The following is a 12,500-nucleotide window of genomic DNA, read 5'->3' on the forward strand; positions in this document are numbered from 1 at the left end:
ATAAAAAAGCGATAAAAAGGCCAGCAAGGCCATTTTCTTGATGTTTTGCGCTACCGCCGCCAGTAAACACTGCATCTGCACTTTCGCCAGACCACGGAACCGTGCATAGCGATGGCCATGATGCTGTTTTGCGTCTGCGAAGCTGCGTTCAACCGTCTCTTTTCGTCGGTTGTAAATCTTCTTACCCCACGGACAGCAGCCGCAAACCACTCACATGCTCTTTATCCTCTTCCCAGACATGCCGGGTTATCGTTTTCTTATACTGCTTGTTCTTCGTGCAGTCCTGACGTAGCGGGCAATCCTGACACACTTTAGGGTTAGATTGATAATGCCGGTAGCCCTGACGGTCTGTCGTGCTGTAAGTCAGGATTTCACCTTGGGGGCAACGATAGGTATCGGTTGTTTTATCGTAGGTAAATTGCTTCTTCTTAATCGGATTAGCGGTGACATTGGGACGACGGTAGGCAATAACCGGTGCAATTTGCCGCTCCCGGATTAAATGGCAAAGCGGTGCAGTAAAGTAGCCCGCATCCAAACCAACGGCTATCGGACTAAACTTAAAGCGCTCAAGCTGACGGTCTAATCTGGCCAGATAGGGCTGGCTATCATGCACATTCCCCGGCGTCACGAAGGTATCCGTGATGATGCCGTGGCGGCCATCCACGGTGCGATGGTCCAAGGTAGAAGAAGCCCTGTGGTTTGCCTTCCCGCGTCATAAAGCCACTGTCAGGGTCGGTTGTGCTGACCTTTTGATTTTTGGTTTCGGGCTCCTTCGAGTCATCTTGCTTCAGTGGCGCTTTGCCATGGGCTAACCGGTCCTCTTCAACCGCCTTGTTGAGCTCAGCGATATACGCCGATGCACTGACCGCCACCTCTTTGTTCACCGCCTTGCGCTTATTGGCATTGGCTTTTAAATGTGTGCTGTCAGTGTAAAGCGTGTGACCACCAATCAGACGCTGCTCATACGCCTGTTCAACTATCCGGTCGAAGATACGCTGAAACACATCCGTGCCGTTAAAACGACGAATACGATTCTGGCTCAGCGTGGAGGCATCAGGCACTTTCTCGGTTAATCCCATCCGCAAAAACCAGCGATAAGCCACATTAACCTGAATTTCCTGTACCAGACGACGCTCACTGGGAATGCCAAACAGATAGCCGAGGATCATCATCTTAAACAAACGGACAGGGTCAATCGGCGGACGGCCATTATCTTTGCAGTAGAGATGTTCGACTTCAGCACGAATGAACTCGAAATCAATGGCGGCATCGACCTTGCGAACCAAATGGTTCTTCGGTACCAGCTCTTCGAGCGTGACCATTTCTAACTGATATTGTTGAGGAGAGGGAGTTTTGAGCATGATGGTTAGCCTTCAAATCAACTAACCTTATTAGATCAAAGTCCTGGATCGGCGTCCAGGACTTTGTCAGCAGTCTGAAGCCAGCATTGTTGCTGGCTTACTCTACTTGGATTTAATAGTGCGGCGGTGGCGGTTCTTCTTCCGGTCGCAAAATACCGCTGTCTTCCGGTAATTGTTGTAACTTTTGCGCCATCAGCAAAATTTGCCGTTGCAGTTGCTCAATCTTGCGTTGATGAGCCAGCAGTTCCTCGTGCAGGCTGTGCATTGTATCTTCCTGAAAAGCAATTTTGCTTTCCAGCTCAATCAAATGTAGTTCTATTGCTGAGGGTTGCTCAGTCATAACGGATTTCCCATACTTCGGCCAGGCCACTGGAGCTTTCGCTAATTATACGGTTTTCATCCAGAAAAGCGACGGCATGTACCACTGCACTGGGTGGGCGACTGCCGACTCTGGGTGAAACCCGCCAGCGCTGCAGCTCCCGGCCACTCTGTACCTCCCAGAGTACCAGGTTGCGGGTTGGGGCGCCGGTGAGTAAAAAGCGCCCATCCTGACTGAAACGCACCGCACTGAATACCTGCTGTCTGGCCAGCATTTGCAATGAGCTCACCCGTTGTCCGGTTTGAATATCCCAGATTTGCGCTAATTGCTGACTATCAGCGGTAAATGCATAACGGCCCTGTGGGTCAAAGGCGACTTTGGTCACCCGGCTTGGATGCGGGAAACTATATAGGATTTGTGCGGTCTGAGTGTCCCAGAGGTAAGCCTGATAATCATTGCCACCGGTCAGGGCATAGCGGCCATTCGGTGATAAGGCGACACTGTTAATGCGCTCGCTGTGCCCCAGAAAGTCCAGGCGCCGGCCGCTGCTAAGCGTAATATGTTGTACCACGTTATCGCTGCGCCCAACCAGAATATGGGCGCCGTTATTAGACAGGGCAATATCGCGGATACTGCTGTTATCGGTTTGCCAATAGCCGACGTTCTGGCCATCGGCGGTGCGCCACAGGGCAAAGGTCTGATGATCGGCGCTAAGGACATGGCTGGCGTTATCACTGATCGCCAGGTGAAACACCAGATTGTCGCTACTATCCTGATGGCGCCAGTGATACTTCAGGGCATTTTGTTGCAGATCCCAAAAGGCGATACCGTCCTGGATAGAGGACACTGCAGCAAAGCGGCCATCGGCTGAAAGCGCGGCGGCATAACTGCCCTGAGCCACATGCGGGTACTGCGCCAACGGCTGGGTGTCGACTTTACTACAGCCGGCGAGTAACAGGGTGGCAAGCAAAATTACAGGATATTTCATTGCGGGTGTTAACCTCATCCACACAAAGCGTTAGTATAGCGAAGCGAGCTAACCTTTATTACAACATACTATAGCAGCCGAGAGGTTGCGCTATGGAGAAAAGAATGCGCTTTAAAACCAAATTAACTCTGGTCGCTGTTGCGCTGTTGGCGTTAACGGCTTGTCAGAAAGAACAAAAAGCTGAACCAGCACCAAAAATGGACACTGAACAAGCTAAACAAGCTTATAGCCTTGGCGTTTCAGCTGGCCGTTATCTGCAAAGCACTATCGACGAGTACAGCAAAATCTCTGTTGATCTGAATGCCCAGCTGATTTTAAAGGGTGTACAGGATGGTATGGCCGGTAAGTCTGATGTTACTGAAGAAGAAATTCAGCAACTGTTAACTGCACTGGACGAAACCTACCGTAATGAACAAATGAAGCTGGCTGAAGCCGCGGCGGCGTCAGCCAAGGCTGCAGGTCAGGCTTATCTTGACGAAAATGCCAAGAAAGACGGCGTCACCGTCACGGAATCAGGTCTGCAGTATGAAGTGCTGCAGGCCGCAGAAGGTGCTAAACCTGCTGCTACTGATACCGTTAAAGTGCACTATACCGGCACTTTAACCGATGGCACCAAGTTCGATAGCTCGGTTGATCGGGGCGAGCCTATTGAGTTCCCGTTAAACCGCGTTATTCCTGGTTGGACTGAAGGTGTACAGCTGATGAGCGTGGGCTCTAAGTTCCGTTTCACTATTCCGTCTGAACTGGCGTACGGTGAGCGCGATATGGGTACCATTCCACCAAACAGCGTGCTGGTATTTGAAGTTGAGCTGCTGGATATTGTCAAACCACAATAAGTAGCGGTTTAAATAAAAAAAGCGGCCAGGCCGCTTTTTTTATTGCTATGTTAAAGCAGACCTAGGCCGTGGTGGTCGTAGAGACATGTTTGGCGTGCAGGGTATCAATCAGCTTATCTTCCAGCGCAAAACGTTCTTCCATTGCCTGACCCAAAGCCGACAATTCTAAATCAAAAGAGCCGCTGTTGCGGGTGCTCAGATGCTCAGCGTATTTATCATTAAATTCCAGCGCCAGATCGGTTGAGACCGCAATTTTGGGATACAAGGAGTCTGCCAGCTTGCGGCTGTTGGTGCCGTTCACCGCACATTGGGCGACGATTTGCTCATAGACTTCAAAGTGACCGGCAGACAGATAATCCATCAGTAACTGGCAAAATTCTTTAATTTTGTCTTGCGAAGGCATGGTATGACGGTCTTTTTCGAAAGGAGGCAAACCGGCCAGCCGGCAATAACTGACAATCAACTCGCGTCGCTCCTGCAGCCAACTATCAATCGCCTTCAGGCTACCGCCGTATTTTTGTTGCGCTTGCTGTACGCGGGTGTACATTTGCCTCTCCTTAGATGCAGCCTATGTTGCTGCAATACTGCTAATTAAAAGAATTTCAGCGAAAAGATCAACCGTTTTTTTATTGGTCAGCCCAGCGGCCCGGAGTATGATGCTGCCATTCTTGCTAAAACCTCCGCATTAAAACAGAGGCTGTAATGATTGAACATAGTGTAAAAGTATCATCCGGGCAGTTGGCATACTGGTTTATTGTGAGTCAGGGCCGCTTGTTTCTGACCGCAGATGGCACAGTACCCTTTACTGAACTGGCTGCCCTGCCGCTGCAGCTGGCGGATGCGATGATCTGTAAACTGGGTGAATACCAGCAGCAGCCATGTTATCTGGTGGTGTACGACGACCGACCGGCGAATGAGGCGGATTGGCATTCCGCCCGTGCTTTATTAGAGCAGGGCGAGGCGCTGTTTCAACTGGCTGCCCGGGCGACCCAGGTTGCGTTATTTTTGCAAACACACCGCTTTTGCGGTCAGTGTGGCAGCGCGATGCGTTTGGTTAACTGGGAGCTGGCGACTCTTTGCCACAAGTGCGGGCATCGCTGTTACCCTCGTATTGCACCCTGTGTTCTGGTCGCGGTAGTAAAAGCCGATAAAATTTTGCTGGCGCGCTCCACCCGGCACAAAGCGGGATTTTTCTCAGTCCTGGCAGGCTTCGTTGAGTCGGCAGAGACTCTGGAGCAGGCGGCGGTGCGCGAAGTAAAAGAGGAAGTGGGGATCGATATTACCAATTTGCGTTATGTTGGCAGTCAGCCCTGGCCTTTTCCGCATTCATTGATGACAGGTTTTGTCGCTGACTACGCCGGCGGTGAGATCCAGTGCCAGCCGGAGGAAATTGCCGAAGCTTACTGGTGTCCGCTGCATGACTTGCCAGAGACACCGGGGCTACAGACTTTATCCGGGCGGTTAATTGCGTTGGCGCAGGCAACACAGCAGCAGAACGCATAAAATAAAAAAGCCACTCAAGGTGGCTTTAAATTGGAGCTTAAGGTCTCGTATACCGAGCTTCTTTGTTGTTAGAACTTCACTAGCGCAGTACTTTTATAACAGAAGCGTTTTGCTGATACAAGCGGCAAACGGAAAAAAATGAACCTAAGCTGAATATTTTTTTCAGTTTACGTAAAGGTAAAGATTGCAGCTTTATAGCGCCAGATCATAGAGCAGACGGGTGCAAGCTGTTAGAATGCGACAAAAGATGTGATGGCGGATGAATTATGCAGCTAAAAAATGATCGTTATTTGCGTGCCTTGCTACGGCAACCGGTAGATCGAACCCCAATTTGGATGATGCGCCAGGCCGGGCGTTATTTACCTGAGTATCGTGCTACCCGCGCGCAAGCCGGTGATTTTATGTCGCTATGCAAAAACCCGGAGCTCGCCTGCGAGGTGACGTTGCAGCCATTACGCCGCTATCCGTTGGATGCCGCTATCCTGTTTAGCGATATTCTGACCATTCCTGATGCGATGGGGTTGGGGCTTAGTTTCGGTGTCGGCGAGGGCCCTCGATTCAGTAAGCCGATCCGCGATTTTCTGGATGTGGTGCATTTACCCATTCCGGATCCGGAGCAGGAGCTGCGTTATGTGATGGACGCGGTACGCACTATTCGCCGTGAGTTGCAGGGTAGCGTGCCGTTGATTGGTTTTTCCGGCAGTCCGTGGACGCTTGCCACTTATATGGTGGAAGGCAGTGGCAGTAAGACCTTTAGCATCATCAAAAAGATGATGTATAGCGAGCCGGAAGTGCTACATATGCTGCTGGATAAGCTGGCGCAAAGCGTGACCCTGTATCTGAATGCCCAAATTGCAGCCGGCGCTCAGGCAGTGATGATCTTCGATACCTGGGGTGGGGTGCTGACGCCACGCGATTATAAAGAATATTCGCTCAGTTATATGCAGCAAATTCTGAACGGCCTGACCCGTGAGGCTGATGGTCGCAAAGTACCGGTAACCTTGTTTACCAAAAATGGCGGTCAGTGGCTGGAAATGATGGCTGCGACTGGCTGTGATGCTTTAGGTTTAGACTGGACGACCGATATCGCCAACGCCCGCGCCCGGGTAGGGCAGCAGGTGGCGTTACAGGGCAATATGGACCCGTCTATTCTGCTGGGCACACCGGAGCGGATCCGTCAGGAAGTACAAACTATCCTTGATGGCTTTGGCCAGGGTTCAGGTCATATCTTTAACTTGGGACATGGTATTACGCCTGATGTCGATCCCGAACATGCCAGGGTCTTTATCGAGGCGGTGCAGGATCTTAGTCCGATGTACCATATGAATGCAGAGATCGCCGAGTAAGTATTACCTGAATCTGATAGCGCAGTAGTGAGCTACTGCGCTACGACTCAGAACAACCGATTATCAGAACAAGCGGTTTAGGCCGTTTAGTGCGGCAACCCGATACGCTTCGGCCATGGTTGGGTAGTTAAAGGTGGTGTGCACAAAGTAATTCAGATTATTACCACCGTTCTTCTGCATCATAATGGCCTGACCGATGTGAATAATCTCTGCGGCCCGCTCACCAAAGCAATGAATACCCAGAATTTCCAGGGTATCACGGTGAAACAGCACCTTCAGACTCCCGGCACTGGTATTGGCAATTTGCGCTCTGGCTAAATGCTTAAACTGCGCACGGCCGACCTCGTACGGGATTTTGGCAGCGGTGAGTTCCTGCTCGGTTTTGCCGACTGAAGACATCTCCGGAATGGTGTAAATGCCGGTCGGAATATCGGCAATCAAATGCCCGTCCAGATTACCTTTTACGATAGCTTCGCCGGCAAGCCGGCCTTGGTCGTAGGCTGCGCTGGCCAGGCTTGGATAACCAATCACATCGCCGACGGCATAGATATTATCTACAGCTGTCTGATACTCACTATTAACTTTTAACAGACCGCGACTATCAGCGGCCAGACCCACCGCCTCCAGATTCAGCATTTCAGTATTGCCGGTGCGGCCGTTGGCAAACAGGAAGCAGTCGGCTTTCATCCTTTTACCGGATTGCAGATGTAAAACTACGCCATCATCCCGGCCTTCCACATGCGACAGTTCTTCACCGTGGCGGATGGTCATACCCGAGTTCCAGAAGTGGTAACTCAGGGCATCAGAGATTTCGGTATCCATAAAAGATAATAACCGGTCGCGGGTGTTGACCAGATCGACCCGCACGCCCAGGCCACGGAAAATCGACGCATATTCACAGCCGATAACCCCGGCACCGAAGATAATAATATGTCGTGGATCATGATCCAGCGACAAAATGGTATCGCTGTCATAGATGCGAGGGTGGTTAAAATCAACATGCGGAGGCCGATAAGGCCGCGACCCGGTAGCGATGACAATGGTTTCTGCGCTCAGTGTGTAGCAACTGCCGTCGTTATGGGTAATTTCCAGGGTATGGTTATCAATAAAACGCGCTTCACCCTGATAAATCTTTACCAGATTGCGATCGTAAAAGCCGCTGCGCAGTCGTACTTGCTTGCGGATCACGCCAGCAGCATGTTTCAGGATTTGCGAAAAGGTCAGACCTTTCATCTGCTCTTCAACCTGAAACAGCGGATTTTCGTTAAATTCAATTAAGCGGCTGACTGAGTGGCGCAGTGCTTTCGACGGAATAGTGCCCCAGTGGGTACAGCCGCCCCCAACCGCCTGGTAGCGTTCAATGGCCGCAACGCTTTTACCACTTTTCGCCAGATACATAGCGGCCCCTTCGCCGCCGGGGCCCGTACCAATAACGATGGCGTCATAATCATAACTGGGTTGTTTTTTCGCTGCTTTTGCCGACACGCTTGCCAATCCTGTCAAATTACTATTAGAAATTAGCATAACAGTTATCAGACACAAAAAAAGAGGCGATCGCCTCTTTTTTCCGGAACAAGCGCTCGCTCAACTAAAGGCCGCGGTCAGACGCTGCCAATGGTTTTGTTGTTGTTGCAGATGTTGCTTTAACTCCTGATAACGCTGCATAAAGTCAGACGCATTCACCTGATCGACCAGCGCTGTACGTTTCTGTTGTAACAGCTCTTTCTTCAGCTGGTAATAATCCTGAATTTTTGCCACTAACAGCTGATACTCCTGCTCCAGTAATGCCAGCAATTGTTCTGCATTCGGCAAATGCTGAACTTTATCTTTGGCGCGCTTGAGCTGCATTTTGGCAACAGCCTGCGCAATTCTGTCTTCTGGCACAGTACGTAAGTTCCAGGTCAATTTCAGCAAGGAGCAGGATTTAATCAGCCATTTCGTCGGGTCAAACTGCCACCAACGGATCCCGTTGCGGTAATCGTATTCAAAAATATGATGGTAGTTATGATAGCCTTCACCATAGGTCAGAAACGCCAGAAAGCCATTATCCCGGGCGCTGTTCTCATCGGTGTAGGTTTGTTTACCCCAGATATGCGCCAATGAATTAATAAAGAAGGTAAAGTGGTGACTTAAAACCAGGCGTAGCACACCAACACTTAACAGCATGCCCCAGAAACTGCCAAGCAGCAGCCCCAACAGCAGCGGAATACCAATGTTAGTCAGTAACACCAGTGTCAGATAATGCTTGTGCTGGAAAGCCAGGATGGGGTTCTTTTGCAGATCGCGCACATTGCTGTAGTCGAAGTAACTATCGCTCTGATAGTCACGCAGCATCCAGCCAATATGACTAAACCAGAAGCCACGGCCGGCAGAGTAAGGGTCTTTGTCGTTGTTATCGACATGGCGGTGATGCACACGATGATCAGATGACCAGTGAATGGCACTATTTTGCAGGGCGAAGGCGCCGCCTATAGCAAAGATCCACTGTAAAACGGGATGAGCATCATAGGTCTTATGAGCCCAGAGCCGGTGGTAGCCTGCAGTTATCGAAATACCGCAGTAGCCCATACATAAAATGGTGGCAATAATTTCTGCTGTGGTAAAGCCAACTGTCAGGGCATAATAGGGAACCGCAATAGCGGCAACCAAAAAAGTCAGACTGAACAGAATGACGTTAGTCCAGATGATCGGATGTTTTTTCATGAATTCACACTTTGAGCTTACAACTGTACGCCAATTTACCCAGCTGCTGACAGCCGGTCAAGGTAAATCGGCTGAACGGCAGTAAGAAAGGGACGCATCGTGACCAGAGCAGAACAGAAAGAACGTACCCGCCAGGCAATTATTAATGCTGCCTTTTCGCAGCTAAGTGCCGAAAAAGGCTTTGCCAGCTTAAGCTTACGCGAGGTCGCCCGTGAGGCCGGCATTGCCCCCACCTCCTTTTACCGCCATTTTGCCGATATGGATGAATTGGGCTTAACGCTGGTGGATGAAGCCGGCTTAATGTTACGGCAGCTGATGCGCCAGGCAAGATTACGGATTGAAAAGCACGGCAGTGTGATCAGTACCTCGGTAGAAACCTTTATGGAGTTTGTCGCCGAAAACAGCAACGTGTTTCGCTTGTTGCTGCGTGAACGCTCTGGTACTTCGGCGGCATTTCGTGCTGCCGTTGCCCGTGAGATCCAACATTTCTGTGCGGAGCTGGCGCATTATCTACGCAAACAAACACAGTGTCCGCCTGAACTGGCGCAGCTTCAGGCAGAGGCGATGGTTACGCTGGTGTTTCATACCGGAGCGGATGCCCTGGATGCACCGCGGGAACACTATCCGCAGCTGACCCGGCGTACCATCATGCAACTGCGCTGGCTGGCTCACGGTGCCGCCAGCTATGGCCGTAAGCAGCCCGACTAGCGCTTACGCAGTAGTACACCAGTTTCAATATGGTGGGTGTATGGGAACTGATCAAATAAAGCGAGCCTGCTGATATCGTGGGTCTTGGCAAGTTCAGCCAGATTCGCCGCCAGAGTTTCCGGGTTACAGGAGATATAAAGAATAGACTGAAAGCCGCTAACCAACGATAGCGTAGCTGGGTCCAAGCCGGCCCGCGGCGGATCGACCAACACAGTATTTAACGCTAATTTGGCCAGGTCGAGCTCTTTAAGCATGCGGCCGTGTTGTAGCGCCGCCGCCACATCTTCGGCAGACATTTGCAATACCTGCACATTTCCGATCTGATTCAGGGCGATATTATATTGTGCCGATTTAATTGAACTGCGGGCCAATTCAGTTGCAATTACCTGATCAAACTGGCTGGCCAATGCCAGTGAAAAATTGCCATTACCACAATACAGCTCCAGCAAGTCACCGCCCAGCCCAGCAGTACAGTTTGATGCCCAGTCCAGCATTTGCTGATTCACGCCGGCATTCGGTTGGGTAAAGCTGCCTTCAAGCTGTTGGTACTGAATGCTCCGATCTGCCGCGTTAAAACGCTCGGTTACAAAGTCATCAGAGACTACCAGCTTTTGTTTACGGGCCCGGCCGATAAAGCGCACGTTGTAGAGTGGCGCCAATTCCTGCTGTAACTGCCGGGCGGCCTCCAGCCATTGCTCATCGAGTTTACGCTTATAGATCAGGCTGACCAGAAGTTCTCCGGTCGTGCTTGCCAGATAGTCGGCCTGATAAAGCCGGTAGCGCAATTGATGATTAAATTGAATGGCTTTCAATAACACGGGCATAAAATCCGCGATGGGCTTAGCCGCTATTGGGAACTCGTCAACCCGAACCGGTTGCCGGCTGGTGGGGTCAAACATGCAGTGATAGATGTCATCGCCATTATGCCAGATACGGAATTCGGCACGTTGCCGGAAATGACTTACCGCAGAGCGAAAGATTTCTGTTTCGGGTAAGGCAAACTGCGCGAGTAAATGGCGTAAATGTGCTGCTTTAGCGGCGAGCTGAGTTTCGTACTGTGCGGGAAATACCTGACCTAATGACATCTGACTCTCTGACTACTGGCAAAAGACGCATTTTAAGCGCTTTTTGCCAGTGAGCCAAATTTAAGCGTCAGTAAAAGCAAACTAACAACAGCAGCGACAACTGAGCGCCGCTGGCTTACTCTGCCGCAGAGCCGTCATCATCCTGACGTTCACGGGCTTCGCGTACTTTAAGAGTACGTTCCTGAAACTCAGCATCGTTCAGCTTGCTAATCATCTTATTGGCGTCAGCCGCTGCGACTTCAACAAAACCAAAGCCACGCCGCCGACCGGTCTGGCGATCTTTCATCAGGCGGACATTGGCGACAGTACCGTACTTAGCAAACAACGCCTTTACGGTTTCCTCGTTAGCCCGATACGGTAAATTCCCGACATATAAAGTAGTGGTCTCACCTTCAAAGCTGGTATCGGCAGCTACGTTTGAGTTGTCCGCTTGTTCTGGCGGTAAGGCCGGACCTTTAACATCAACCAGGATTGGAACCAGGATGCCACAAGAGAGCACACCGGCCACAAAAGCCCAGCCGGCAGACAACGGCAGAGTGATTAAAAAGGTAAAAACCACGAAAGACAGAAAGGCCAGCGCGAGAGTATAAGGCAGTGAGGCGCGTAACATAGGTGACATAATAAATTCCTGCAGCTAAGTTGAAAGAAGATTCTTGTTATAAAAGCAATTCTATCTTAACGACTATTTTCTGCACAGCCAACAACTAAAAACAGAGTCTTGCATAACAGATCGACATAAAAATAATCAAAATGGAGCTTTAATAGTCAAACGAAGCTCAAACTGATGTTTTTAACAAAATACCGCTTGCAGCCTTGTTAAAACGCTCTATAATGCGCGCCATGGCATGCGGGGCGCGTAGCCGGGTGCTGCGCTAAACGAGTTTAGCTGGCAAGCCGGGTGAGAAAACGAATCGCTCAAAAATCTTGAAAAAGACGCTTGACAGCAACGTTTAAATCACTAAAATGGCCGCCTCGCTTCAGGGTGCTGATGAAAGCCCCAAAAAGCAGAGTGAAGCAGTAAGTGAAATGAAAGCAGAGTCGAACGTGACGATGAGTCTTAAAAAGAATCCTCCTCACGCTTGACTTAAAATCTGGGAAGTGTAACATACGCGTCCCGCTTTGAAAGTTCAAAGCACGCTCTTTAACAATAAGCAATCAATTATCTGTGTGGGCACTTATGATGGTTTCGAAATGAAATTAATCAGAAAGTGACCAAGTAAAATTAGTCAGTGACTGAGCGCCACTTCGGTGGCAGAAAGAACTTTAATTGAAGAGTTTGATCATGGCTCAGATTGAACGCTGGCGGCAGGCCTAACACATGCAAGTCGAGCGAATGAGGGGGAGCTTGCTCCCTGATTTAGCGGCGGACGGGTGAGTAATGCGTAGGAAGCTGCCCGATAGAGGGGGATACCAGTTGGAAACGACTGTTAATACCGCATAATGTCTACGGACCAAAGTGTGGGACCTTCGGGCCACATGCTATCGGATGCGCCTACGTGGGATTAGCTAGTTGGTGGGGTAATGGCTCACCAAGGCGACGATCCCTAGCTGGTTTGAGAGGATGATCAGCCACACTGGGAACTGAGACACGGCCCAGACTCCTACGGGAGGCAGCAGTGGGGAATATTGGACAATGGGCGCAAGCCTGATC

General features: G+C 50.5%; 11 protein-coding genes, 1 rRNA gene and 1 pseudogene (1 of these 13 running past the window's edge). 5 read left to right on the forward strand and 8 right to left on the reverse strand.

The window, feature by feature from the left end:
- The 3 genes and pseudogenes from AJE_RS10075 to AJE_RS10085 all read right to left on the reverse strand — a co-directional run.
- Positions 1 to 1,361, reverse strand: a pseudogene (locus AJE_RS10075) (IS1182 family transposase); the annotation flags it as partial.
- A 112-nt stretch (positions 1,362 to 1,473) separates the two neighbouring features.
- Positions 1,474 to 1,701 (reverse strand): SlyX family protein, encoded by a 228-nt coding sequence (locus AJE_RS10080; protein WP_008950776.1) that lies wholly within the window; start codon positions 1,699 to 1,701, stop codon positions 1,474 to 1,476.
- On the reverse strand, positions 1,694 to 2,668 hold the full coding sequence (locus tag AJE_RS10085; protein ID WP_008950777.1) for a WD40 repeat domain-containing protein: 975 nt from the start codon (positions 2,666 to 2,668) through the stop codon (positions 1,694 to 1,696). The genes AJE_RS10080 and AJE_RS10085 overlap by 8 nt, the downstream gene beginning before the upstream one ends.
- Before the next feature lie 104 nt (positions 2,669 to 2,772).
- Between AJE_RS10085 and fkpA the strand changes: the two genes are divergently transcribed.
- Positions 2,773 to 3,504, forward strand: coding sequence for an FKBP-type peptidyl-prolyl cis-trans isomerase (gene fkpA, locus AJE_RS10090; RefSeq protein WP_008609631.1), 732 nt, complete (start codon positions 2,773 to 2,775; stop codon positions 3,502 to 3,504).
- Between the two features lie 61 nt (positions 3,505 to 3,565).
- On the opposite strand, the gene AJE_RS10095 is transcribed toward fkpA, so the two are convergent.
- Positions 3,566 to 4,051 (reverse strand): Rsd/AlgQ family anti-sigma factor, encoded by a 486-nt coding sequence (locus tag AJE_RS10095; RefSeq protein WP_008950778.1) that lies wholly within the window; start codon positions 4,049 to 4,051, stop codon positions 3,566 to 3,568.
- 155 nt (positions 4,052 to 4,206) lie between these two features.
- On the opposite strand from AJE_RS10095, the gene nudC reads away from it, so the two are divergent.
- A complete protein-coding gene (nudC, locus tag AJE_RS10100) occupies positions 4,207 to 5,007 on the forward strand; it encodes an NAD(+) diphosphatase (RefSeq protein WP_008950779.1) in 801 nt (266 codons plus the stop codon).
- Positions 5,008 to 5,273: 266 nt separating this feature from the next.
- The gene (gene hemE, locus AJE_RS10105; RefSeq protein ID WP_008950780.1) at positions 5,274 to 6,353 is read left to right on the forward strand and encodes a uroporphyrinogen decarboxylase; all 1,080 of its coding nucleotides are present in this window, start codon (positions 5,274 to 5,276) and stop codon (positions 6,351 to 6,353) included.
- 63 nt (positions 6,354 to 6,416) lie between these two features.
- Here hemE and sthA read toward each other — a convergent pair whose 3' ends face one another.
- Together sthA and AJE_RS10115 are read right to left on the reverse strand one after the other, a co-directional pair.
- Positions 6,417 to 7,838 (reverse strand): Si-specific NAD(P)(+) transhydrogenase, encoded by a 1,422-nt coding sequence (sthA, locus tag AJE_RS10110; protein ID WP_008609627.1) that lies wholly within the window; start codon positions 7,836 to 7,838, stop codon positions 6,417 to 6,419.
- A 99-nt stretch (positions 7,839 to 7,937) separates the two neighbouring features.
- Positions 7,938 to 9,056: an acyl-CoA desaturase gene (locus AJE_RS10115; protein WP_008950781.1), complete on the reverse strand. Its 1,119-nt coding sequence runs from the start codon at positions 9,054 to 9,056 to the stop codon at positions 7,938 to 7,940.
- 99 nt (positions 9,057 to 9,155) lie between these two features.
- On the opposite strand from AJE_RS10115, the gene fabR reads away from it, so the two are divergent.
- Entirely contained in the window at positions 9,156 to 9,764 is a 609-nt protein-coding gene (gene fabR, locus AJE_RS10120; protein ID WP_008609623.1) for an HTH-type transcriptional repressor FabR, read from the forward strand.
- Here fabR and trmA read toward each other — a convergent pair.
- Together trmA and AJE_RS10130 are read right to left on the reverse strand one after the other, a co-directional pair.
- On the reverse strand, positions 9,761 to 10,849 hold the full coding sequence (gene trmA / locus AJE_RS10125) for a tRNA (uridine(54)-C5)-methyltransferase TrmA (protein WP_008950782.1): 1,089 nt from the start codon (positions 10,847 to 10,849) through the stop codon (positions 9,761 to 9,763). The two genes, fabR and trmA, sit on opposite strands and share 4 nt — an antisense overlap.
- Before the next feature lie 115 nt (positions 10,850 to 10,964).
- Complete coding sequence (locus AJE_RS10130; protein ID WP_008950783.1) at positions 10,965 to 11,468, reverse strand: RNA recognition motif domain-containing protein; 504 nt, start codon at positions 11,466 to 11,468, stop codon at positions 10,965 to 10,967.
- A gap of 645 nt (positions 11,469 to 12,113) precedes the next feature.
- Here AJE_RS10130 and AJE_RS10135 point away from each other — a divergent pair.
- Positions 12,114 to 12,500: ribosomal RNA gene (locus tag AJE_RS10135) — 16S ribosomal RNA — on the forward strand (it continues 1,151 nt past the right edge of the window).

The sequence above is a fragment of the Alishewanella jeotgali KCTC 22429 genome, from assembly GCF_000245735.1.
GTDB classification, from domain to species: domain Bacteria; phylum Pseudomonadota; class Gammaproteobacteria; order Enterobacterales; family Alteromonadaceae; genus Alishewanella; species Alishewanella jeotgali.